Annotated in this window: 24 protein-coding genes and 1 pseudogene; 4 read left to right on the top strand and 21 right to left on the bottom strand. The window is 46.7% G+C overall.

Features of this window, described 5'->3' with window-relative positions; translation table 11 throughout:
* Positions 1–70: 70 nt before the first annotated feature.
* Both BLA28_RS29440 and BLA28_RS29435 read left to right on the top strand, forming a co-directional pair.
* Positions 71–1,807 (top strand): Rqc2 family fibronectin-binding protein, encoded by a 1,737-nt coding sequence (locus BLA28_RS29440; RefSeq protein WP_069159380.1) that lies wholly within the window; start codon positions 71–73, stop codon positions 1,805–1,807.
* Between the two features lie 16 nt (positions 1,808–1,823).
* Entirely contained in the window at positions 1,824–2,489 is a 666-nt protein-coding gene (locus tag BLA28_RS29435; RefSeq protein ID WP_069159379.1) for a GNAT family N-acetyltransferase, read from the top strand.
* A 105-nt stretch (positions 2,490–2,594) separates the two neighbouring features.
* Here the strand turns inward: BLA28_RS29435 and BLA28_RS29430 are convergent, their stop codons facing one another.
* The 21 genes and pseudogenes from BLA28_RS29430 to BLA28_RS29330 all read right to left on the bottom strand — a co-directional run bounded on the left by BLA28_RS29430 (position 2,595) and on the right by BLA28_RS29330 (position 22,949).
* Positions 2,595–2,849, bottom strand: a complete 255-nt coding sequence (locus BLA28_RS29430; protein WP_025483836.1) for a spore coat protein — start codon at positions 2,847–2,849, stop codon at positions 2,595–2,597.
* A 17-nt stretch (positions 2,850–2,866) separates the two neighbouring features.
* Complete coding sequence (locus BLA28_RS29425; protein WP_009253005.1) at positions 2,867–3,052, bottom strand: hypothetical protein; 186 nt, start codon at positions 3,050–3,052, stop codon at positions 2,867–2,869.
* A gap of 73 nt (positions 3,053–3,125) precedes the next feature.
* The gene (locus tag BLA28_RS29420; RefSeq protein ID WP_071699677.1) at positions 3,126–4,022 is read right to left on the bottom strand and encodes a DUF3298 and DUF4163 domain-containing protein; all 897 of its coding nucleotides are present in this window, start codon (positions 4,020–4,022) and stop codon (positions 3,126–3,128) included.
* A gap of 158 nt (positions 4,023–4,180) precedes the next feature.
* Positions 4,181–5,626: a glycogen synthase GlgA gene (gene glgA, locus BLA28_RS29415; protein WP_044972919.1), complete on the bottom strand. Its 1,446-nt coding sequence runs from the start codon at positions 5,624–5,626 to the stop codon at positions 4,181–4,183.
* Between the two features lie 81 nt (positions 5,627–5,707).
* Positions 5,708–6,097 (bottom strand): annotated as a pseudogene (spo0A, locus tag BLA28_RS29410) (sporulation transcription factor Spo0A); the annotation flags it as partial.
* A 445-nt stretch (positions 6,098–6,542) separates the two neighbouring features.
* Positions 6,543–7,853, bottom strand: a complete 1,311-nt coding sequence (spoIVB, locus tag BLA28_RS29405; protein ID WP_071699692.1) for a SpoIVB peptidase — start codon at positions 7,851–7,853, stop codon at positions 6,543–6,545.
* Between the two features lie 140 nt (positions 7,854–7,993).
* Positions 7,994–9,679: a DNA repair protein RecN gene (gene recN / locus BLA28_RS29400; protein WP_044972920.1), complete on the bottom strand. Its 1,686-nt coding sequence runs from the start codon at positions 9,677–9,679 to the stop codon at positions 7,994–7,996.
* A 55-nt stretch (positions 9,680–9,734) separates the two neighbouring features.
* Positions 9,735–10,187 carry an arginine repressor gene (gene argR / locus BLA28_RS29395; protein ID WP_009253011.1) on the bottom strand — a complete coding sequence of 151 codons (453 nt, stop codon included), beginning with the start codon at positions 10,185–10,187 and terminating at the stop codon, positions 9,735–9,737.
* 4 nt (positions 10,188–10,191) lie between these two features.
* Positions 10,192–11,070, bottom strand: a complete 879-nt coding sequence (locus BLA28_RS29390) for an NAD(+)/NADH kinase (RefSeq protein WP_242877443.1) — start codon at positions 11,068–11,070, stop codon at positions 10,192–10,194.
* 1 nt (position 11,071) lies between these two features.
* Entirely contained in the window at positions 11,072–11,977 is a 906-nt protein-coding gene (locus tag BLA28_RS29385; RefSeq protein WP_044972921.1) for a TlyA family RNA methyltransferase, read from the bottom strand.
* Positions 11,977–13,839 (bottom strand): 1-deoxy-D-xylulose-5-phosphate synthase, encoded by a 1,863-nt coding sequence (dxs, locus tag BLA28_RS29380; protein WP_044972922.1) that lies wholly within the window; start codon positions 13,837–13,839, stop codon positions 11,977–11,979. The genes BLA28_RS29385 and dxs overlap by 1 nt, the downstream gene beginning before the upstream one ends.
* A 13-nt stretch (positions 13,840–13,852) precedes the next feature.
* Positions 13,853–14,779 carry a polyprenyl synthetase family protein gene (locus BLA28_RS29375; RefSeq protein WP_069159376.1) on the bottom strand — a complete coding sequence of 309 codons (927 nt, stop codon included), beginning with the start codon at positions 14,777–14,779 and terminating at the stop codon, positions 13,853–13,855.
* Positions 14,769–15,023: an exodeoxyribonuclease VII small subunit gene (gene xseB, locus BLA28_RS29370; RefSeq protein WP_009253016.1), complete on the bottom strand. Its 255-nt coding sequence runs from the start codon at positions 15,021–15,023 to the stop codon at positions 14,769–14,771. The genes BLA28_RS29375 and xseB overlap by 11 nt, the downstream gene beginning before the upstream one ends.
* A 3-nt stretch (positions 15,024–15,026) precedes the next feature.
* Entirely contained in the window at positions 15,027–16,247 is a 1,221-nt protein-coding gene (xseA, locus tag BLA28_RS29365) for an exodeoxyribonuclease VII large subunit (RefSeq protein WP_069159375.1), read from the bottom strand.
* A 10-nt stretch (positions 16,248–16,257) separates the two neighbouring features.
* Entirely contained in the window at positions 16,258–16,656 is a 399-nt protein-coding gene (nusB, locus tag BLA28_RS29360; RefSeq protein WP_069159432.1) for a transcription antitermination factor NusB, read from the bottom strand.
* A 165-nt stretch (positions 16,657–16,821) separates the two neighbouring features.
* Positions 16,822–17,220, bottom strand: coding sequence for an Asp23/Gls24 family envelope stress response protein (locus tag BLA28_RS29355; protein WP_009253019.1), 399 nt, complete (start codon positions 17,218–17,220; stop codon positions 16,822–16,824).
* A gap of 487 nt (positions 17,221–17,707) precedes the next feature.
* Entirely contained in the window at positions 17,708–18,985 is a 1,278-nt protein-coding gene (locus BLA28_RS29350) for a transglutaminase domain-containing protein (protein WP_069159374.1), read from the bottom strand.
* A gap of 86 nt (positions 18,986–19,071) precedes the next feature.
* Positions 19,072–20,667, bottom strand: a complete 1,596-nt coding sequence (locus tag BLA28_RS29345; RefSeq protein WP_009253021.1) for a peptide chain release factor 3 — start codon at positions 20,665–20,667, stop codon at positions 19,072–19,074.
* 81 nt (positions 20,668–20,748) lie between these two features.
* Positions 20,749–21,906 (bottom strand): phosphopentomutase, encoded by a 1,158-nt coding sequence (locus tag BLA28_RS29340; protein ID WP_069159373.1) that lies wholly within the window; start codon positions 21,904–21,906, stop codon positions 20,749–20,751.
* Positions 21,907–21,925: 19 nt separating this feature from the next.
* Positions 21,926–22,072, bottom strand: a complete 147-nt coding sequence (locus tag BLA28_RS33890) for a hypothetical protein (protein WP_169897319.1) — start codon at positions 22,070–22,072, stop codon at positions 21,926–21,928.
* Between the two features lie 130 nt (positions 22,073–22,202).
* A complete protein-coding gene (locus BLA28_RS29330; protein WP_009253023.1) occupies positions 22,203–22,949 on the bottom strand; it encodes a SpoIIIAH-like family protein in 747 nt (248 codons plus the stop codon).
* A 318-nt stretch (positions 22,950–23,267) separates the two neighbouring features.
* On the opposite strand from BLA28_RS29330, the gene BLA28_RS34350 reads away from it, so the two are divergent.
* Positions 23,268–23,963, top strand: a complete 696-nt coding sequence (locus tag BLA28_RS34350; protein ID WP_069159371.1) for a hypothetical protein — start codon at positions 23,268–23,270, stop codon at positions 23,961–23,963.
* A gap of 119 nt (positions 23,964–24,082) precedes the next feature.
* Entirely contained in the window at positions 24,083–24,622 is a 540-nt protein-coding gene (locus BLA28_RS29320; protein ID WP_069159370.1) for a hypothetical protein, read from the top strand.
* The last annotated feature ends 197 nt before the right edge of the window (positions 24,623–24,819 follow it).

The following is a 24,819-nucleotide window of genomic DNA, read 5'->3' as shown; positions in this document are numbered from 1 at the left end:
TACCGCACAGATAAGCACAGCCGGCGTCTCATCCTATTCGGCTGTGTTTTCCCGCAGAAAGGACTTACTAATGGCATTTGACGGCATAACCATTGCAAATATACGAAAAGAACTGGATGACACCCTGACCGGAGGACGGATATTCAAAATTGCGCAGCCGGAACCGGATGAACTGCTGCTTACTATAAAAAATAACGGAGCGCAGCACAGGCTCACCCTTTCCGCTTCCGCATCCCTCCCCCTCATTTATCTTACGGGGAAAAATAAGACCAGTCCGATGACTGCCCCCAATTTCTGTATGCTGCTCCGAAAGCACATCCAGAACGGCAAGATCATCAGCATCACCCAGCCCGGCATGGAGCGTATTCTCAATTTTGAGATCGAGCATCTTGACGAGATGGGCGACTTATGCAGAAAGCTGCTCATTGTGGAACTGATGGGCAAACACAGCAACATTATCTTCAGCAGCACTTCAGGCGTGATCATCGACAGCATCAAGCATATTTCCGGTCTGGTGAGCTCGGTGCGCGAGGTGCTCCCCGGCAAGGAATACTTTATTCCCCATACCCAGGACAAGGAAAACCCGCTTTCCGTTACCAGAGAGCAATTTATGGAACGAGTATTTGCAGGGAATATGCCTTGTTTCAAGGCTCTTTACACCAGCTTCACGGGTCTGTCTCCTGCTATTGCCCATGAGATCTGCTATCGGGCAGGAGGTAATGCGGATCTCTCCAACGCCGCCCTGGATGAGGACGGACGGGAACGGCTTTACCGCTCTTTTCAGGAGATGATGGAGGATGTACGCACCGGCAGCTTCTCCCCCTGCATTGTATATGAAAATAACGCACCTGCAGAATATGCGGCGGTATGTCTCACTTCTTATCCAGAAAATGCAAGAAAGGATTACACATCCATTTCCCTGCTTCTGGAGGACTATTATGCGGAAAAGAACACCATTACACGCATCCGCCAGCGTTCCTCGGATCTGCGCCGTATTGTTTCCACCGCTCTGGAGCGGAACGTAAAGAAATATGATCTGCAGCTGAAACAGATGAAGGATACGGAAAAAAGGGATAAGTACCGGGTTTACGGAGAATTATTGAACACCTATGGTTATGATGTGACGCCCGGTTCCCGCTCTATGACAGCACTGAATTATTATACGAACGAAGAAATTACGATACCTTTGGATCCCACTCTCACACCGGGAGAAAATGCAAAAAAATATTTTGACAAATATAATAAGCTGAAGCGGACCTATGAGGCTTTATCCCAGCTCACCCTGGAAACAAAAGCGGAAATCGAGCATCTGGAATCCATCAGCAACTCTCTGGATATCGCATTGAAGGAGGAGGATCTGGTGCAGATTAAGGAAGAGCTGATAGAAAGCGGTTATATCCGCAGAAAAGGCGGCTCGAAAAAAGTAAAAATTACAAGCCGGCCGTTCCACTATCTCAGCAGCGACGGCTACGACATTTATGTAGGCAAGAATAACTTTCAGAATGATGAGCTCACCTTTAAATTTGCTGTCGGAAATGACTGGTGGTTCCATGCGAAGGGGATTCCGGGTTCCCACGTAGTGGTAAAATCCCGCGGAGAGGAGCTGCCTGACAGTACTTTCGAGGATGCGGCGCGGCTGGCCGCCCACTATTCCAAGGGACGCGGCCAGGAAAAGGTGGAAATTGATTATACGGAGAAGAAAAATGTGAAAAAGCCCGGCGGCGGGAAACCCGGCTTTGTCGTATATTATACCAATTACTCCATGATGATCGACTCCGATATCACTGCATTAGAGCAAATAGAATAAAAGGAAGGTTTTTTTGATGGAACAAATTTGCAGAGCCTTACAACCGGATGAAATCACTTCTGTCTATGAAGTCTGGGGGAGTTCCCATTTCCCGGAGGATGAACTAAAACCGCTCTCTTCAATAAAGGCATTGTTAGAGCAAAAACAGTATTCCGGCTATGGTCTGTTCTCGCAGGAAAGCGAAACTGAAGACGAGGAAGGGGAATCGCTTCTCGGGTATGCCTTTCTTCTGCATGACAAAGACAAAAAGAGAATGCTTCTTGATTATTATGCCTTTCTGGAGGAGCACAGGAATAAAGGATACGGCAGTATTTTTCTGCAGAATATGAGGGTCATGGAGGATTTCCCCGGCTGCTATCTGGAGTGTGAGGATCCGGATACAGCCGATTCCCCGGAGGAATATACACTGCGTAAAAGAAGAATTGGTTTCTACCAGAGAAACGGCGCTTATCTCTCCCGGGTAAGGGCCCGTTTGTTTGGCGTGACCTATCGGATGCTCTGGCTGCCTCCTGCAAGCGGTTTTTCATGTACGGCAGGCAGGACCTCCGGCCTTAATACGGATATGGATGAATCCCTGGAAGCACAGGAATTCTTTTTACAGGATCTTACAGACTTCTACCTGTCCGTTTTTCCTCATCCAGTATTTAAACAAAATATGAAGATCTGGCTCGCGGAAGCCTGATACCAAAAAAGTCACTGTATGGCGGGGTGCCGTACAATGACTTTTTTAGTAAATCTAAGGACAGCCTGTAAATCAAGGCATCCGTTGTTTATCCTGCGTTTAAACTTAAAGTGTTCCGGAAGTAAACAGTCCCTTTACATGGTCAATCTCTTCCTGTGTAGCCTTCTGGGCCGGCACATAATAAGATTTATCCCTTGCAATCTGGTAAAGCTGCTCCTGGGACTGCTCGCAGGCTGCACGTATCTGCTTCAGAGCACTTTTCAGCTCTTTGTTTTCTGTCTGGGGGATCATTTCCCCGAATCTTACCAGTTCTCCGTTAATACTTGCCAGAGTATCTGATACCATTGTTTTTTCCTGCATCATGGTTATTCTCCTCCTTACTGCAAAAATTTCATCAACTGCTGCTTGTTTTCCATTGCGGATTTTGCGCCCTGCTCAAAAAACTGCTTTACCTTAGCGTCTTCTGCACAGGAAGCATATTCCTTCAATTTGCAGTGAGAAGTGTCATAACCGCCAATAAGATGGCGCAGGTTCTGAAGATCGAGTTCCGATAAATTTGCCATGTCCATACCTCCATTCATTTACATCTGCCTTAGTATTATGCGCATTCGTGAATGGAAATATACCGGCAGGTTTTTACATTCCCAACTCCTCATAAGGGATGGTCACTTCTGTATAACCTGCGGCGTAAGGAGCGATTTCATAAGGCGTGGTATAAAATATGACACCCTCATCTGTTAAATAATAATATTCGATAAAATTATTTTTTGCATTCAGTGTTTCGGCGGCATCTTCAAAAAAGCCGCCTTCCGTATCATTCTCAACCACTTCCAGGAATTTATCCCGTACCATCGTATTTAATTCATCGTTGGAAAGATTGATAAGGCTGGCTAATGTCAGCTCTTTCCCTGTTTCCTTATCAAAAATATGATTATTTCTTCCCGGCATACCATGTGCTCCGCCTTCATAGGTATAGGATTCATGGTATACAGATATCAAATTGCCGTGAGAAACGACTCCTCCCACTGTGAAATCTTCCTCGCTCGGAGGCATAGTAAAGGCTTCTGTCTCACCCTCAGCCGCAGTCTGGGAATTTTCTTCCTCCGTACGGTACTGCATGGCATAGCTTACGATAGAATCCGGATCATTTTCATAGTTTTCCATCATATCGGAAACCCATTCTTCATAAAAATCATTTATTTTTTTCTCGCCGTCAGAGTCCCCTTCAAAAACAGGATACTCCAGCTTTACAGTGCATGCCAGCTGTCCCTTTTCCGTAGACCAGGTTTTCTCCTCCTTTTCCAGATGGTATGTGTATTCGCCGGCCTGCAGGCTTCCCTTTTCACCGGAAGTCTGTGTCTCTTCTGTCGCTGCCTCCGTGGTTTCCTGATTGGTTTCTGCGGGAGCCGATGTCTCCTGGACCGTACTGCTTTCTGTCTGTACAGCAGTTCCTGTGTTCCCGTCTGCTGACTTTCCATTACAGCCCGTAAGCAGTAAAGCGGCTGTCAATGTCAGGCACATAAATTTTTTCATAATATTTCTTTCCTCTCTTTGTTTTTTATTTAATTTTATCCTTCCCAATGAGAAGGGTTTTAAACGTATAAAAACCATCCGGTGCCGGTTTTCCGACCGTCCCGGATGGTTCCCCCCTTATTTCCCCATAAATAATTTATTTCTGCATTTACAGCAAATCAGCCGATAAGCCAGTCATACATTTCCTGGTATTTTCTTGCAGATACCTGCCATGAAAAATCAGCCGCCATTCCTCTGTCAATTATCTTATTCCATTCTCTTTTCTTATCATAAAAGATCTTTTCCGCATACCGGACAGCTCCCAGCATTTCATGCGCATTATAATTCATAAAGCTGAAACCGGTGCCTGTGCTTTCAAACTCGTTATATGGCTCCACCGTATCCTTAAGCCCGCCTGTCTCCCTTACAATAGGAACTGTACCATAACGGAGTGCGATTAACTGGCTGAGCCCACAGGGTTCAAAAAGGGAAGGCATCAGAAAGGCGTCACAGGAAGCATATACTCTGTGTGATACAGCTTCTGAATAATAGATCTGGGCGGATACCTTTCCGGGATATTTCCAGGCAAAATGACGGAACATGTTTTCATACTGCTCTTCACCGGTGCCCAGCACCATGAGCTGGATATTATCCTGACACAATTCATCCATAACATAGGCAACCAGGTCAAAGCCCTTCTGATCGGTCAGACGGGATACGACACCGATGACCAATGCCTTATCATCCTGATTCAATCCGAAATCAGCCTGAAGCGCACGCTTGTTTTTTATTTTTTCTTTGCGGAAATTAACCGAGTTAAACGGATGAGTGATGTATTTATCCGTTTCCGGATTATATTCATCATAATCAATGCCGTTTACAATTCCTCTCAAATCACCGCTCCGCGCACGAAGCAGGCCGTCCAGCGCCTCTCCGTAGAAAGGGGTCTTTATCTCATCCGCATAGGTTTCGCTCACGGTCGTAACCGCATCCGCATATACAATGCCGCCCTTTAACAGATTGGCATCCTTATAGGCCTCCAGCTTATCCGGAGTGAAGAAAGACATGGGAAGCCCGGTGATATCCTGTACCTCCTTGATGCTCCATTTCCCCTGGAATTTCAGGTTATGGATAGTCATGGCCGTTTTAATGCCCCTGTAGAAATCGCTGCCCTGGAAGCGTTCATGCAGATAAACGGGAACCAGGCCGGTCTGCCAGTCGTGGCAGTGGATTAGGTCAGGCCGGAAATCAATTACCGGAAGAATGGACAAAGCCGCTTTGGAAAAAAATGCAAATTTCTCAATTTCAAATAAGGTGTTATCGCTGTAAGGCTTGAAACCGTTAAAATAATATTCATTGTCTATGAAATAATATGTTACACCATCGTATTCAGCCTCTAAAATCCCCACATATTGATTCTGCCAATGGAAGTCCATGTAAAAATGGGTTTTGTAATTCAGTCTGTCCTTCATTTCCTGGGACATACATACATATTTGGGCAAGATAACACGCACGTCATAATATTTCTTATCAATACATTTGGGCAGCGAGCCTACTACATCCGCCAAACCGCCTGTTTTTATGAACGGTACGCCTTCTGAGGCCACAAATAAAATTTTCTTCATACTGAATCCTCCCGTAATTTCTTAATACCTTCCCCGGTGGGGTTACAGTTATTATACATCATTACGGCGTTTATTAAAAGGTCAAATTTTATATTGAAGTCTTATTTTGTCCGCAATCAGGGCAATAAATTCGGAATTCGTAGGCTTTCCTTTTCCTGTATTTATAGTATACCCAAAGAGAGAATCCAGTGTTTCCATCTTTCCCCTGCTCCACGCAACCTCTATAGCATGTCTGATCGCACGCTCCACACGGCTGGGCGTAGTCTGGTATTTCTTTGCAATTGTGGGATACAGGATTTTGGTGATAGAATTGAGCATTTCAATGTCTTCCACTGACATCATGATGGCTTCGCGCAGGTATTGGTAGCCTTTGATATGTGCGGGAACGCCAATCTCATGAATCATATCCGTCACGTCTTTTTCCAGGTTGTGGGCGGCGGCAGGCTTTACAGCCGTTTCTTCTTCCTTCGCCATTTCAGACAGGGATGAGGCGCCGGATGCCGGCACGGTAATCATTATCTGGAATTCTTTATTCGTTTTCATCAGATCCGTGAGGATCTGTACCACTCTTTCGTTGTCTTTGCCTGCGCTCATGCGTAACTGTTCCATATATATCCTCCATTCCAACAGAAATCTTTTTCTTTCTGTCTCTTCCTGCATTAATTATATAAGAATGACAATTTATGGCAACCTTCTTTCGTCGCAAAAAAGGCGGTGTATCGTGTTTTTTCGGAAATAATCGCGCTTTAGGAGAGCGAAATGTGGCGAATCATGGGGAAAGATGGCGACAGTTAGCACGGAACTGCAGAAAACAGATGGGATTGAGATAAATCAGAGGGTAAAAAAACCGACAGAATCATCGGCAGAAGCCGCAGCAGCCAGGAAATACTGCATTTTCCTGGCTGAGGTGCTTTGCTTATTGCAGGAGCATATTTTCGATAAAAATTCCGAATCCTCTGGTAGGATCCTGAACCAAGACATGGGTGACTGCCCCGATAATTTTACCGTCCTGCAAAATAGGACTGCCGCTCATTCCCTGCACGATTCCTCCGGTTGTTTCGAGCAGTTCACGATCCGTGACCTGCAATTCGATTCCCCGGTTGATATTGTCATGATCCAGGTGAATGGCTGTAATTTTGATATCATAAAGCTTTGGTTCTCCGCCTACGCTGCACAGAATCTGGGCGGGTCCCGTTTCAACCTCCTGCTTAAGGCCGATGGGCATAGCCTGTGAGGTGATGTGGGCCGCAGCGGAATCATTCAGTTCTCCAAAAATTCCTTCTACGGTATTGGCCTCAATTGTTCCCATCTTATTGCTTTCTTTGTAGTCTATGACGCCGGTGAGTTCACCGGGCGTTCCATTCTCTCCCTTGGTTATGGACACAATTTCGGTCTGGTAAAGGCTTCCGTTTCTAAGATTCATCAGTGTGGCGGTATCCATATCATTAATTCCATGGCCCAGCGCGCCGAAGGAATTGTTTTCGTCTATATAGGTGAGGGTGCCTACTCCCTGTGCATTATCCCGGATCCATATACCAAGCTTATACTGTCCGTCCTGGTTTTCCTCCGGTTTTACTTTCAGATCAAATTCCTGATCCTCCCGGAGAATGGTGAGCACCATCTCTTCTCCGTTGCTTTCCTCGATCTGCCTCATAAAGGCAGCTTTTCCTTCCACTTCCTTACCGTCCGCTTTCAGGATATAATCGCCTTCCTTCAGCAGATGTCCCACAGGTTCCTTCAGCTGACCGTCAACGCCGGTAAAATCCCCTGTGGCAATCACCAGTATCCCTTCGGTCTTCACATATATACCAATGGGAACACCCGCCGGAATCAGTGTTTTATCATTGATAACCTGCACATTGACGGATTTGAATGGTATCAGGCCGAAAAGCTTCAAATCCATGGTGTACGTATCAATATCTTCCGCATATAAGGTAAGTGAATCTCCCAGATCGACGGAAAGGCTTTTGGGTTCCTTTTTTTCTGCCACAGAGCTCATACCTGTTACCGGTATTGCTTCATCCCCGTCTGCAGTATCTGAGGGCGCCTTATATAATTTGCCGGAAACAGGTACGTTCAGATCCAAATCCTGCCTGACACCAGCCCGGATATGGATGGCCCGGGGTATTTTTTCCCAAATAAGGAAAAGCCAGCATATGATTAACGCTGTCATAGAACAAATCAGCAAAACATATAAAAATAAGCGGTACTTTTTTCTTTTTTCCAAAATTTCACATCCTTCCTGCTGCTTATTCTGCTGATAGCAGGCGCAGCTGCTTCGGGTCTTTTGAACCCTTTCAGCAAAGAAAAGGACATACATTCAACATGTACGTCCTTTCTAGTATGTGACAAATGGTTAAAGATAATTTAGTATTGTTTTGTATTTGCTGCCATTTCTTTCAATTCTCTCGCGTTCGCCAGCGAGTTCTCCGTTATCGTATCGCTCCCGAGCATCCTTGCAAGCTCGTTTAAAATATCAGTTCCCCCGATTTCCATAATAGCCGTGCTGGTGGAATCTTCCATGGATTTTTTTTCTATAATAAAATGATTATCCGCCATGGCAGCTATCTGCGGCAGGTGGGTAATACAGATTACCTGACGGCTCTTTCCCAGTACGGCAAGCTTCCTGGACACCTTCCATGCTGTCTTGCCGCTTATTCCGGTATCAATTTCGTCAAAAATAAAGGTATCCTTATCCTCCTGCCCCGCGGTGATTGTTTTCAGGGCAAGCATGATACGGGAAAGCTCACCGCCGCTGGCGACATTGGCCAGAGGCCTTCTGGGTTCTCCGGGATTGGTTGAAATCATGAAGGAAACCTCATCCCAGCCGTCGGGGCCTATAGAATCCTTTCGTTCCACTTCCACCGCGAAGTCCACCTGATTGAAATTCAAATCCTGAAGAGCTTCTATAAAAAGCTTTGCAAGCTTCTTTCCTGCTTTTTTCCGTATTTCCGTCGCACGGGTACATACAAGCTCAAGCGCGCCGCGGGCATCCCGCAGCTGTGCATTCAGCTTATCCCGGTAAGCATCCGCATCTATCAGCCGCTGCAGCTCTTCCTCTCTGTTTTCCTTATATAATAGGATCTCTTCGATTGTGGATCCATATTTATCCTTCAGCCGGTTGATGGTATTCAGCCGTTCCTCAACCTGCAGAAAATCGTTTTGATCAAATTCCAAATCGGAAAGGTAATCGGATACCGAACGGTTAAAGTCATTCAGCAAACCATCTATATCCGTGAGCATTACAGCCATTTCATCGAGAACGCTGTCATATGCGCTCACGCTGTTCAGCTCCCGCAGCGCCCTGCCCACGGCTTCACCGGCGCTTCCTTCCTGATCATAACCGGTAAGGATATGGACATTGCCGAGATTTTCCGCTATTTTACGGCTGTTGCTCATTTTCTGATATTGCTTTTCCAGTTCCTCATCTTCTCCGGCCTTTAAGGATGCGTTTTCAATTTCTTCCACTTCAAAACGGGCCAGGGAAAGCTGTCTCTCCTTTTCCCGTTCATCCAGATCGGTTTCAGCCAGTTTTTCCTGAATTTTTCTATAAAATTGATATTTCTCTTTTATCTCTCTTTTTATACGGGAAAATTCTTCCCCGGCAAAATCATCCAGAATTTCCAAATGTTTTTTTGTCTGTAAAAGCTGCTGGGAATCGTGCTGTCCGTGAATATCTATCAAAACACCGGAGAGTTCCTTTAACAACCTTGCGTTTACCGTCTCTCCGTTTACCTTGCTGATACTGCGCTGAGGCATAATCCTGCGCTGAAGAATCACCAGACCGTCTTCCTCTATGGGAATGTCCAGCTTCTTCACCTTTTCTATCTGCCCTTCCTTTTCCAGCTGGAATACCAGTTCAATCAGCGCATAGTCAGCGCCGGTCCGGATTAAATCCCGATCGCCGCGGCCTCCCAGGGCCAGACCCACGGAACCGATGATAATCGATTTTCCCGCTCCGGTTTCACCTGTCAGGATGTTCAGATGGGGGCCGAAAAAGACCTCGGTCTCCTGAATCAATGCCAGATTTTTCACATGTAAGCTCACTAACATTTTTCTTCTCCTATTTGCCTTCCGAACGCTGCCCTGCCTATCCCCTTTCCGGCTCCTAATTTTTCAGAATTTCCCGGATTTTATCCATCACGATTCTGGTGTCCTCCACACTCCGCACCGCCATCATAATGGTATCGTCCCCGGCAATACTCCCCACAATTTCTTTGAATTTCATGGCATCCACGGCAGCAGCTACCGCCATGGCCATGCCGGAGACAGTCTTGAGAACCAGGATATTCTGCGCCATATCCATGGACACGAAACCGTCCTTAAGCACCCTCACGTACTTATCCCACAGGCTGCTGTCATCCTGTCTCAGAACAATATATTTCTGCCTGCCGTTCCCTGCCGGGACCTTGGACAGATGAAGCTGCCTGATATCCCGGGATACCGTTGCCTGCGTCACATTGAAGCCCGCCTCCCGCAGCTTGTCCGCCAGTTCTTCCTGGGTTTCTATTTCATAGATGTCAATCAATTCCACAATTTTTTCATGTCTGTTTTGTTTCATCGGTTTACTCGCTCATCTTTCTATGTAAACGCTCCAGGAAGCTTAATTCGCTCAGCCTCATAATAGAGGTGGTCTTGCTGCTGCGTGTCACCTTGATTCTGTCTCCTGTCTTCAGGAGGAGGCAGCTGCTGCCGTCAAAGTTTACTTCCACTTCCTGATCCTGTCCTGACTGCTTTTCCCCTATTTCCACCACCACTTCATCCTCCGCCCGGAGAACAATGCTTCTTATATTCAGCGTATGGGGGCAAATGGGGGTAAGAACGATAAGGCTCGCCCCCGGCTCCACAATAGGCCCTCCCGCCGACATGTTATAGCCGGTGGAACCCGTCGGTGTGGCGATGACAATGCCATCCGCCCCATAACTGTTCAGCACCTGGCCGTTCACCCAGATCCGGAACTGTATGACCTGCAGAGGCCCCTTCCGGGTTATCGCCACATCATTCAGTGCATGAACCTGTGCCGCTTCCCCGCTGCCGTCTTCTCTCAGCACCCGACCGGAAAGCATCATCCTGTCCTCTATGGTATATTCTTCCCGCAAAAGCTTTTCCAATGCCAGATCCAGCGCTATCGGCTCCACCTCAGCCAGATATCCCACAGTTCCTAAGTTTACCCCGAGAAGGGGGATTCCGTTTCCTGCGGTTTCCCTGGCGGCCTTCAGCATGGTGCCGTCTCCTCCCAATACTATCATACAGTCGGAACGCAGATCACCGCCGCCTTCTTTCAGGCGGATCTGCTCCTCCGACTCATTATCTGCACAGACTGTACAGGTGGCCCCCCGATCCTCCAGATATTTACGGATGTAAGAAGTAACCTTCAGCCCTGGATCCTTTGGCCTGTTTGTCATAATAATATAATGTTTGCTGCACCCTATACCCATGTCCATGTTACCCCTGTTTCGCTTCCTTTTCCAGTGCTCCGTGCGCCTGTTCCACAATTTCACCAACGGTTTTCTTCCAGGCCTCATCCTCTGAAAGCCCGCTTTTTTCCGCCTGTATCTCCGATAGCTTTCGCTCCGCTTCATGCTCCGTAAGAGAAAGCACTTCTTCAGGCAGGTTATCCTTTTTCTCCAGATAAACCAGATACTCAATATTTCCTTCCGGCCCTTTCACAGGAGAGTACGTTAATCCTTCTATACCGAAGCCGGTAAGGGAGGCAAAATCCAGGACTTTGGCTATCACCTCCCGGTGCACCGCAGGCTCCCTCACCACGCCTTTCTTGCCGACCTTATCTCTTCCCGCCTCAAACTGGGGTTTAATAAGGCATACCATACGGCCGCCTTCCTTCAGAAGGTTTCTGGCAGGAATTACTATTTTAGTAAGAGAAATAAAGGAAACATCCACAGAAGCGAAATCCAGTCTGTCCTGAATATCTCCGGGAACCATGTAACGGAAATTGGTTTTTTCCATGCACACCACCCGTTCATCGTTGCGAAGCTTCCAGGCCAGCTGTCCGTGTCCCACATCCACAGAATATACTTTTGCGGCACCGTTTTGCAGCATACAGTCTGTAAAGCCTCCCGTGGACGCACCGATATCCATGCATACCGTTCCCGCAAGGCTGATGGGAAAGCACTGCATGGCCTTTTCCAGCTTCAGCCCTCCGCGGCTCACATATTTAAGCGGGTTTTCCTTCACCGTCAGCACACACTTATCTTCCTCAAAAACAGAGCCCGCCTTATCCTCTCGCTCTCCGTCCACAAAAACGTTTCCGGACATGATAATTGCTTTCGCCTTCTCCCTGGAGGGCGCATACCCCTGTTTTACCAGAAGCACATCTAATCGTTCCTTCATCAGACTTCCCCTAATACTTCATGAATACGTTTCAGAATGGAATCACTGTCAATCCCGATTTCCTGTTTCAGAAGATCCACATTTCCATGCTCCACATACTCATCCGGTACAGCAATGGAAAGAATCCGAACAGGCAGGCCGTTATCGTCCGCAAAGGTACGCACCCGTTCTCCGAACCCTCCGCTTTCCACGTTTTCTTCCATGGTGACCAGAAGCTTATGGGTATGAACCAGCTTCCGGATCATGTCTTCATCAACAGGCTTCACGAATCTGGCATTGACAAGAGTACAGAACCTGCCCTCCAGCTTCAGCTGGGCATATACTTTTTCTGCTGTTTTTACCATACTGCCCACGGCAAGAACTGCGATATCCTTTTCCTCATAGATCATTTCGCTTCGGCCGTATTCGATTGGAGCGCGGAAAGCCGCCAGGCCATCATAGGCCTCGCCTCTGGGATAGCGCAGGGCTATCGGCGCGCCGAAGCCAACGGCAAACTTCATCATATCGGAAAGCTCCCATTTATTTTTAGGAGCCATTATATGCATATTAGGAATGGAGGACAGGTAAGACAAATCAAAAATACCCTGGTGCGTCTCCCCGTCGCTGCCAACCAGCCCCGCCCTGTCTATTGCGAAAATCACCGGCAGGTTCTGGATACATACATCATGCAGCACCTGATCATAGGCTCTCTGAAGGAAGGAGGAATATACCGCAACCACAGGCTTCAGTCCTCCTGCCGCAAGGCCGGCTGCGAAGGTCACCGCATGCTGCTCGGCTATCCCCACATCAAAGAAACGGCCGGGATAAGCATGGCTGAAACGCTTCAGGCCGGTTCCGTCAGGCATGGCGGCGGTTATCGCCACTATTTTTTCATCCCTCTGCCCCAGCTTCATCATCACCGTAGAAAAGATATCCGTATAATTCGCCTTCATTTTTTTCTTCAGAGGCACTCCGGTCTGCACATCAAAGGGATCCGCTCCATGGAAACGGGCAGGATGGTTTTCCGCCGGCGCATAGCCTTTGCCCTTTTTGGTCAGCACATGTATCATAACCGCATTTTTCCTGCGTTTTGCTTCATTTATCACCCGTATAAGAGAAGTGGTGTCATGTCCGTCCACCGGCCCCAGATAGGTAATTCCCATATCTTCAAAAAGCATACCCGGTATTACCAGCTGTTTCAGGCTGTTTTTGGCACGCCGTATTCCCGCCACCACAGGCTCTCCGTATCTGGTATTGCGGATAGCGTCATAGATTCCGTCCTTCACATCCAGATATGCATGGGAGGTACGGATATTGTTCAGATATTTGGATACGCCGCCCACATTTTCGGATATGGACATATTGTTATCATTGAGGATAATAATAAAATTGGTTTCCAGCCTGGCGGCATTATTCAGGGCTTCGTAGGCCATCCCTCCCGTGAGGGAACCGTCCCCGATTACGGAAACAACCGTGTAGTTCTCCCCCTGGAGATCTCTCGCCTTTACCATACCCAGTCCGGCGGATATGGAAGTGGAGCTGTGACCGGTGTCAAAGCTGTCACAGTCGCTTTCCTTTCTTTTGGGGAAGCCGCTCATGCCTCCGTATTTCCGCAGATTTTCAAATCCTTCTTTCCTTCCGGTGAGCAGCTTATGGGTATAGGACTGATGTCCCACATCCCATATTATTTTATCATCCGGCAGATTCAATGACAGATGAAGAGCCATGGTAAGCTCCACAGCCCCGAGATTGGATCCCAGATGCCCTCCCGTAACACTTATTTTACGGACGAGGAAGTCCCGGATTTCCGATGCCAGCGCAGGATAATCCTTAGGATTTATATTTTTAATATCATTCGCTTTTTGTATCTGATCGAGAAGCATAATATGCCTCCTTTTATTTTTTTCTGGTAATTAAATCATCCACCAGTACTTCCAAAAACTCATTGCGGCCGGCCCCGCCCTTCTCACAGGCAATTGACGAAAGGCCTGATATAGCCTCCTCCGAAAGACGGCGCACCTCCTTAACGGAATGCTCCATCCCATTGAGAGATACATATGTTACCTTATGGTTCTTAAGATCACTGCCGGTCTGTTTGCCCAATACCTCCAGGCTGCTTGTAATATCCAGGATATCATCCTGAATCTGAAAGGCCAGACCGATACAGGTGCCGATTTTCTCCAGACGGTGAAGCTGTTCATCCGACGCGCCTGCCAGCACCGCCCCGATCATCATAGAGCTCTGGATCAACGCCGCCGTTTTATTTTCATGGATATAGAGCAGAAGCTCCTGAGTCACTTTTTCCTCCGGCAGTTCCTCCGCCTCCGTATCCGCAGTCTGTCCGCCTATCATTCCGTATATTCCGGCTTTCTGTGCCAGAATGGTCATGGCTTTCGCACAGCGGGGAAGCACTCCGGGTTCTTCTTCCGCCATGGCAAAGGATCTGCATGCTGTCTCAAATGCGTAATTTAAAAGGGCATCTCCTGCCAGCACAGCCATTCCTTCCCCGTATACGGCGTGAGTCGTTTTACGTCCCCTCCGGTATTCGTCATTGTCCATACAGGGCAGATCATCATGGACCAGGGAATACGTGTGTATCATTTCCATGGCCGCCATGAAAGGCTCCACGAGATGTCCTTCTCCGCCGAACATACGGAAGGTTTCCTGCATCAGCATGGGGCGCAGACGCTTTCCGCCGGCCAGGACACTGTAATTCATGGCCTCCAGCACTGTCTTCTGGTACCCCTCTTCCGCCGGAAGGTATTTCTTCAGAATTTTTTCAATTTCCTCTACCTTTTCCTGCCGTACTTCTTCAAAATTCATCCAAACCGCCCTCCTCGTTCAGCATCAGTACCTTTTTTTCCACTTTATCTATTTTATCATTGCAGATTTTCAGTAAATCCATTCCCTTTTTATACGCCTGAAAGGAATCCTCCAATGTAATTTCCTCATCCTCCAGTGTACGGGTGATATCATCAAGCAGGCTGAAAGCTTCTTCCAGGGAAGGCCCCTGGTCATTCTTTTCCGCTTCCACAGTTTCCGGTTCCTGCACTTTTTCCTTTTTCATATCTTAATCTTCTCCTTTCTCTTTTTTCCACAATTCCTTATCCGTAACCAGCGCTTCGATTTTACCATTTTTCACATGTATGGAAAGCCTGTCTCCGACCGCCACACGTTTCACATCGGACACCGTCTTTCCCTCACTGTCGGAAACATAGGAAAATCCCTGGTTCAGCTTGTCCAGCGGAGAAAGGCCCTTTAATTTTTCCGTATACAGCCCCAGCATATGGCGCTTTTCCATAAGCCTCTGCTTCATCAGGGCCGAGAGCTGTTCCTCCATACGAAGGGCATACATCCTTTTTTCCCGGATCTGGTTAGCCGGGCTTAAATACTGCAGTTTGGTGCGTACCTGCCTGATTCTGGAGCGTTCCCATTCTATCCGGTTCCTAATTCTTGCATTCAAATCGTTTCTGCAGCCTTCCAGCAACGCTTCCAGCTGGCGTATATCATAAACAGCCAGTTCTGCAGCGGCAGACGGTGTAGGCGCGCGAAGATCAGAAACAAAATCGATAATCGTAGTATCCGTTTCATGTCCTACAGCGGATATAATGGGAACCGTACAATCAAAAACCGCCTGAGCCACCGCTTCTTCGTTAAATGCCCATAAATCCTCAATGGATCCGCCGCCGCGCCCCACTATCATCACGTCCACTCCGATATGCTCCAGAGTCCGGATTCCGCGTATGATACTGGCCGCCGCCTGCTCTCCCTGTACAATAGCCGGGTATAATATAATCTGCACGTAAGGATTCCTGCGCCGCGTGATATTTATAATATCCTGCACAGCTGCCCCGGTAGGTGCGGTTACCACCCCCAGGGTTCTGATGTATTTGGGCAGCGGTTGTTTATACTCCGAAGCAAAAAGGCCCTGCTCCAGAAGCTCCCGTTTCAGCCGTTCAAATTTTTCATATAAATAACCAGCTCCATCCAGTATGATCTCCCGGGCATAAAGCTGGTACTTTCCGTCCCGTTCATAGACTTCGACGCTTCCGCCCACCACTACCTGCTGGCCTTCCTCCATGCGGAATTTAAGTCCCGCCCGGTTTCCCGCAAACATCACACAGGCAATGGTGCCCTTGGCATCTTTTATTGTAAAATAAATATGCCCGGAAGAATGGTACTTGCAGTTGCTCACTTCCCCCTTGACATATATATTCTGCAGCATGAAATCCTGAGAAAACATATTCTTGATATAGGAATTCACCTGCGCTACCGTATATACATTTTTCACTTGGTTTCCTCTATACAAACCGGGCAAGCACGCCGTTTACAAAGCCCGCGGACTCATCCTGACCGAACTTTTTGGCCAGTTCCACAGCTTCATTGATCGCCACGCTTTCCGGCACTTCTTCATCAAATTTGATCTCATATACAGCCAGGCGGATAATGGTCAAATCCACCTTGCCCATTCTGGAGGTTGTCCAGCCCTTTGCCGTGGTATTAATCATTCCGTCGATCTCCGGCAGCTTATCCTGAATCTTTTCAAATTTGCCCTGAATATAGGAGGCATCTTTTTCTCCTATGCCATTTTCCTCATCCTCAAAAAAAAGCTGACACTGCTCAGGCATTTCTTCCTTCGGATTAAATTCCACACGGAACAGCAGCTTGAAAATCTGTTCCCTTTGTTCTCTTCTGCCCATTATTTCCTCAATTCCGCCGGTATCCGGCATCTTAGTATCTTCCCCCCGCGGCTTAGCAGCATCCGGAAAGAAAAGGAAATGAAACCTTTTCCTCCGGCGGGCGCACCGCAATATACCGTAAGTGCCTTTCGGAATACGAAAGGCACCTGTCGTCAAACCTGAATTTTAATTTCCTGGCTCCATATTTACATTAACAATACGGATATTTACATCCGTCACTGTGAGCCCCGTCATATTTTCGATGGCATTTTTAACCTTTTCCTGAACCTTGCTGCATGTTTCCGGAATATTATAGCCGTATTCCAGGCACAGAGCGAGATCCGCTTTCACGGTATTTCCTGCCACCTGTACTTTTACACCCTTGCTCAGGCTCTTCACTCCAACCTTGCCGATAAGCTCATTGGTAATATTGCCTGCCATGGCAGACACGCCTTCCACCTCTGTAGCCGCTAGGGATGCTATCATAGCCACCACTTCGTCCGCAATCTGTACGGAACCGATGCTCTCGTCTCCCTGCAGAACATAGGTATTTCTATTATCGTCTTTCCTTGTATCTTTTTCCATAAGGCTGCCTCCTTTATTCCTATAACACTGATTATAACAAAATCCCGCACCTTTGCAAAGCCTTTTTATCACAGCAGTGCGTGCGTCCCCCATCGCATCCCTTGGATTCCCTGCCTGCCTCGCTGTCCGCCCGAGCTACCCCGTCCTGTTTTTTTGTGCAGGCCGCTGTCCGGCAAGGTTCCCGTGCGGGCACGCTCTCGCTCGGATAATTACGCAACGGTACTAAGGCTGCAAAATACGCAGCCTAAGGACCGGCGTATTTATACGGCCCTTACAGGAATCCTTGCCGGACAGCGGCCTGCACAAAAAAACAGGACGGGGTAACTCGGGCGGACAGCATAGGCAGGCAGGAAATCCAAGGGATGCGATGGGGAACTAATATAAGTAGGTACTAATAATAAGTAAGTACTTAATATAAGTAGGTACTTAATATAAGTGGGCTTTAACATAAGCGGCATTAATATAAGGGATATTGTCGTAAGGGGAATCACTCCAGCCAGAAGCTTAGGGTGAACTGTTCTTGGGTGTCTACGTATGCGGCTGAAGCGTTGTCGCCTCTTAGGTAGTCAAAAATTTTCTGGTCGTCGAGGAGTGTTTTTTTCATATCCTGGTAAACGGTCTGGTCTGCGCACTTCAGGGTGACGATGCCTTTATCTTCTTCGTAGCCTCTGACGAACAGATTTGAGAGTTTGGTATCATCCACGCTTTCGAAGTATGCATTTTCACGGACGTAATAGTTGTCTTTCATGGACGTGCATTCCGGAAGGGGGAAGGCGTTGTCGATTTTATGTGTCTGGAGGAGCTGCTGTGTGGTGACGAGAAGGTAATCGTAATTTACACTGGGGCGGGTTTTTCCCTGCCAGGCGGGGTCGTCGTCGCCCATGAGGTAATAGGCATCTCCCCATGTGGGATCGACATAGTACCATTCTCCGTCGGCCAGTACCATATCCCAGGCGTGGGGTTCTCCGTTCTTCACACGGCCGGTTACAAGAACTGCCGGAATTCCCATACGGCCGCAGAGGAATTGAAATGCTTTGGCATACCCCTGGCATACGGACTCCCCATAAAGGAAAACGGAACATATTGTCTGATTTTCCGGCGCGTCCAGTCTGTAGTCCGTATGTTCTATCATATAATCATAAATATATTTGATTTTCTGATAATCGTCCATACCGGTATGTATGCCTTCAAGCGCCTGGCGGGAATAGCGTTCTATGCCTTCCTCACGTTCCCTCACCTGTTCCTGTGTCAGGGTATATTGTCCGGAAAAGGTGATTTTATGGATTTCCTCTCCCAGTGTATGTTTGGTATAGGTGTAGCCGTCCACATAAAAAATTTCGGGATGGTCCGCCATGATGCTGTTAAAAACCGGTTCCAGCAAATCGGGATTCAGGGTTGACAGCTCAGCATCCCGTCCAAAGCCGGTTATTGCCTGCAGCATCTCCCGGTAAAGCTGCTGTTCTTCTTCCGCCAGCAGCCCATACGCATAGCCGGTTTCCTGTGAAACAGAAGGGGTGCCTTGCCCCTCCTGTTCTGTACCGGTCTCCTCCTGCAAAGTTGCCGGGACGGTTTCCTCTGTCGGGGATTCCGTGCTGTTTACGGATTCTTCTGAAGCCGTAAGGCTTTCGGTTTCTTCCGCAGTTTCTTTTTGAGGCAGAAAGCGGGGCAGGCCGCCTGGTAATAATTCACCCTTCCATGCCCATAAAGCCGTGATAAAAATCAAAATAACAAGAATGACTACTACGGTTTTGGAAAATCTCTTCATTCTGCATGACTCCTGTCCATTGTGGCCGTTCCGGCTGTTGTCTCGTTTCTGTTCCGCTTTCCCTCTGCAAGCGTTTTATCCCGGATTTAATTCCGGCCGAATTCAGTCAAGATAAGTCCTTTATTTCTGTCAATGGTCATTCCCACGCTCCATTCATTCACGAACAGAAGAAGCGGATTTCCTTTCATATCCTTTACCTTCTTCATATCAGAGGTTCCCGTCAGCTTGTCCAAGTCAAACTCATCTTTATTTTCTATCCAGCGGATATATTCATAAGGAAGGGGCTCCAGACGGATTTCCACGTTGTATTCATTATTGAGGCGGTATTTGAGCACATCAAACTGAAGGACGCCTACCACTCCCACTATGATCTCTTCCATACCGGTATTGTATTCCTGGAAGATCTGGATAGCTCCTTCCTGGGCAATCTGGGTAATTCCCTTTACAAACTGCTTACGTTTCATGGTATCCACCTGACGCACCCTTGCAAAATGTTCCGGGGCGAAGGTAGGGATTCCTTCGTAGGCAAACTCTTCCTTGGGCATGCAGAGCGTATCTCCGATGGAGAAAACACCGGGATCGAACACTCCGATAATATCCCCCGCATAGGCTTCATCCAGTATTTTCCGTTCGCTGGCCATGATCTGCTGCGGCTGGGAAAGGCGCATGATTTTTCCTCCCTGCACATGCTTGACCTCCATGCTCGCTTCGAACTTCCCGGAACAGATACGCATGAAAGCAATTCTGTCTCTGTGGGCCTTATTCATATTCGCCTGAATCTTAAATACAAAGGCGGAAAAATTATTTTCTACCGGTTCCACAACACCGACATCCGATTTTCTGGGAAGGGGAGTTGTCGTCATCTGCAGAAAGTGCTGCAGGAATATCTCCACGCCGAAATTGGTGAGGGCAGAGCCGAAAAATACAGGAGTCAGATCTCCCCGGCGCACTTCTTCCAGATCGAACTCAGCGCTGGCTCCGTCAAGAAGCTCTATTTCCTCCTTCAGCTTGTCCAATGCCTCCTGTCCTATATATTCCAGCAGACGTTCCTCATCCTCCATGGGGATTTCCAGGGTTTCCCCTTCCTTGGTGCCCTTTTCCGTATCGGAATAAATAATCACACAGCTTTTATCCCTGTCATATATTCCTTTAAATCCTTTTCCTGAACCAATCGGCCAGTTCTTGGGACAGGTTGCTATTCCCAGTTCTTTTTCGATCTCGTCCAGGAGATCAAAGGTATCGTTGGCATCCCGGTCCATCTTATTGATAAATGTAAAAATGGGGATTTTGCGCATGACACAGACCTTGAAGAGCTTTCTTGTCTGTGCCTCCACGCCCTTGGAACCGTCGATGACCATGACCGCGGAATCCGCAGCCATGAGGGTTCTGTAGGTATCCTCCGAGAAATCCTGATGCCCCGGCGTATCCAGGATATTGATGCAGTATCCGTCATATTCAAACTGCAATACTGACGAGGTTACCGAAATACCTCTCTCTTTTTCTATTTCCATCCAGTCGGAAACCGCATGTCTGGCAGTCGCCTTTCCTTTTACACTTCCAGCAAGGTTAATGGCGCCTCCATACAGCAGAAATTTTTCCGTCAGGGTTGTCTTTCCCGCATCGGGATGAGATATAATTGCAAATGTTCTTCTTCTGTTAATTTCCTGAGTCAGGTTGCTCACTTTTATTTCCTCCAGTTGTTATGGTTTTCCGGGCAGTTCCCGGCAGGGTATTTTTGCATATGGCAGATCTGTCACCTGCGCTTAATGGGGAAGCATGCTTTTCCCTTTAAACTGCGGTGTGATTCCGAAATAATCCAGAACAGTAGCGCCGATATCTGCAAAGGTATCCCTGGTTCCCCAGTTAACAGGCGGTATATTCCTGCCATAAAGAAGGAAAGGGGTATATTCCCTGGAATGGTCGGTGGAAACCGTATAGCCGGGATCACAGCCATGGTCGGCAGTAATCATAAGAAGATCCTCATCCTTCAGCCTGGCGAGCAGCTCCGGCAGACGCTGATCAAAATAAGTCAGAGCTTTGGCATAACCGTCAATATCATTGCGGTGTCCGTAAAGCATATCGTAATCCACAAGGTTAATAAAACAAAGCCCCCGGAACTCTTTGTCCATATAATCAAGTGTCTTATTAATGCCGTCTTCATTTCCCTGGGTGTAAACATATTCCGTAAGGCCTTTACCCGCAAAAATATCGTGTATTTTCCCTACACCGATTACTGCACAGCCGTTTTCCTTCAGCTGATCCAGCATATCCACAGAAGGCGGTTCTATGGAAAAATCATGGCGGCCGGAGGTTCTGGTGTAATTGCCAGCGGTTCCTGTGAACGGACGGGCAATGACACGGCCGACACCATGTTCTCCCACAAGGATTTTACGGGCGATCCTGCAGTATTCATACAGTGTTTCCGGAGGCACAATATCTTCATGGGCAGCGATCTGGAATACGCTGTCCGCAGACGTATATACAATGAGATCGCCGGTCCTAAGATGCTCGTCCCCGTAGTCCCGTATCACATCGGTACCCGAATAGGGTTTGTTGCAGAGTACGCCGCGGCCGGTCAGCCGGGTAAACTCATCAAGCACTTCTGAAGGAAAACCGTTGGGATAAGTAGGCAGAGGGCGGCCGGAATAAATACCGGCAATTTCCCAGTGACCGATTGTTGTATCCTTGCCTTTGGAAGCCTCCTGCATACGGGCTACCGAAGCCATGGGCGCTTCACAGGAAGGATGATAGTCTATTCCTTCTATATTAAAGAGTCCCAGCTTTTCCATATTAGGCATGTGGAAAAAGGAACTGGTGGATGCACTTTTCAGAGTGTTGGTACCTGCGTCGCCGTATTCCGGGGCATCCGGTTCGGCGCCAATACCTACGCTGTCTAAAACGATGAGAAATATTCTTTTCATGGTTTGGGGCTCCTTTCATTTATGGTTGGATCAGGAAAATCTGATTATTGACTGCGGACGGGCAGAACCCAGAGAACACAAGTGTCCTCTGGGTCGCTTCGCTCGCCAGATGGGAAAAGAGAAAAGGCTGGACTGCCTGCTGATTCAGCCCCTTCTCTTTTCCCATCTGGTTCTGCCCTGTTCGAAGATTATACCACAAATCCTTCTTTTGTACACTATTTACTTGATGTATTTTCTTATGAGAGCAGTCTTCTTTTGATATGTATCTCCCTGGAATAATTGTATTCTCCTATATATTAATTCCCGGTAATAGGGCTGATTATTATGTTTTCCGGGGAAATTCCTGTTTTTCTTGTCACGATATCCTCTATCTGGGCTCTCTGTGCATCGGTCAGGCTGGGGGCATTGACCACCACATCCACACCGGATCCGCTGATGCTCACCACAACGTCATTAAAACCTTTGGCTTCCAGAAGAATTTCTGCAGCCGTTTCTTTTTCTGCCATATCGGTAAGTGCAATCATGCCGTTTATCGCATCCTGCTTCTGTTCTTCACTGATATTAGCGTTGTTTATAATATCCAGAAGGGTCTCTTTATTCTTTGCTCTTGTCTGTTCCTTCTGCAGCTTGGCTCCCGCCAGAGAGGTTACTCCTGTAGAACTGGTAAAGACAGCTTCTCCGGGAACTTCCCCATTCTGTACATCCGTATCTTCCGCTACCTGCTCCGCGCTCGCTTCATCCATCGTTTCCGATACCACCGCCACCTGGGCGCTGTCAGCCTGTACCTGGGCATTAGCCGGCATCTGCTCGTTGAGGTAATCTGCTGCTGCCACGCCGTCCTGATCGGAATCCATACTGTCTATATCCGACACCACATCTTCCTCAGACAAATCAAGCAAAGCAGTCATATCCTCTCCTGCGTTTCCGGCATCCGCGCTGGTAAGCTGTTCTTCTCCTGCCTTGGTTCCTGCAAAATTCAGGTACCCTGCCACCGCAATCATAATTGCCAGTGCTGTAATCATTATTTGGTTGCGTTTCAACACATTCTTCACTCCTGTTCCCTCTGCTTTCTGCTATTTCATCTTAACTACTTTAATCATATTAAGAGATGCCGTGTTTTATGCCTATTTGGACAATTTGTGTATTGTATGTATATTATAATTTTTTCCGATAAAATCCGACATCTCTTTTTCCACACTACTTCCACACTGTTAATTTAGGAAAAAACAGGACAACCTTTCCCGTGCAAAACATAATTACGGCTATTATTTGTTAATTAATAGCCATCTATCTATATGGATCTTATCCGTAATTTAATATATAATTATAACCATGATTCTAGAAGGAGGAGGAAATTATCGATGGCACTTATTATATGTCCTGAATGCGGTAAAGAAATATCTGATAAATTACAAAGTTGTATTCATTGTGGTTGTCCATTAGATAAGTCATCAGGTACTGAAAAACAAGCGCATAGTGATATGTACAAAATAAAATTAATAGACTGTAATGGAAGCATGGTTAAAGCACTTACTACAATAAAGAAGTATTGTGCATGTGATCTCTTAACGGCTAAAGAGAAAATTTCAGATTTGCCTGCTGTTGTATGTGAAAATCACAATTTATATCTCATTACAGCATTCGCGCAAGAATTATTGGACGGGGGGATTATTTTCGAGGTATATCAGAATGATAAAATAATAGATATGGAGTTAGAAGCGTATGATAAAAAGAGCGATCATACACATATTATTAATAATGATCATAGTGATGGACGGGCTATATTCAAAAAATGTCCGAAATGCGGCAGATTTTATAACGGAGGGGAATACTATTGTAATTGCTGCCATGTAAAATTAGAAATAATTGAAGAAAACAAAAAAAGTTCTGTACAATATAAGGATGAAACACATATTCCCAAATGTCCCACGTGTGGTTCCACTGATATCAAGAAAATATCCGGAATATCTAAAGCAACCAGTGTTGCCCTTTGGGGTATATTATCACAAAAGGTCAAGAAGCAGTGGCATTGTAATAATTGTAGTAGTGAATGGTAAAAATCGAGAAGACTAATAGCCAAAAAGTGAAAATGACCTGTATCATATCTGGACTGTTTTATGTTTTTTGAACTATTAGAAATTATTATGAATATATGCAAAAATTCAGGAGGAAAATTATGAAAAAGAAAATACTATCTTTTGCTCTCGTTATTATTTTTAGTATGCTACTGTGCTCGTGTTCTGGTAATTCCCCGGATAAAATGTTTAGTGTAAAACTTCCATCAGGTGAGAAACTGGAACTATATATGAGCCGAGATAAAGTGGAAGAAATTATGAGTTCTTATGAATATGATTACAATGATCATTCTCATATCTATGATTATGGTTTTATAAAATTGGCTTATACAGATGGTGAATTATCTTACTTATATAGTTATGGTGATAATGGAGTGACTTTTTTAAACGGATTAGGTTTTGGCAGTACGGATTATGAAAAATATGGATTCCAGCTGGATGGACAGCATGCAGAAAGCATAATGAACTACAAACTGGTTGATGGAAAATACGAACAAATGGGGTTAATTAACTTTAGTAAAATAGATGAAGAATACAAAGAGTACATACAGGTCTATATCGCTATTGACAAAGCGACAAAAGAAATCCAGGCTATTTCCACAGGAGATGCATATGCTATAATGGGTAATATGGACGAGTAAACAATTTACTATATAATTTCAAAACACAGAAAATAGAGAATGGGGTGACCTCTTCTCTATTTCTTTATACGAGACTGTCTATATAACTGTGTATTGTCGTAAATTGGTATGTACCCGGTTCCCTTTTTCGGCACTCCGCGATTTGGTTTTACCTATGTTTGCATGACGGTTTTTTCCAAAATACGACGTTTGTTTAT

Source organism: Eisenbergiella tayi (genome assembly GCF_001881565.1).
GTDB classification, from domain to species: domain Bacteria; phylum Bacillota; class Clostridia; order Lachnospirales; family Lachnospiraceae; genus Eisenbergiella; species Eisenbergiella tayi.
Note: the sequence above shows the minus strand (reverse complement) of the source record. Positions and strands in the feature narration are given on the sequence as shown.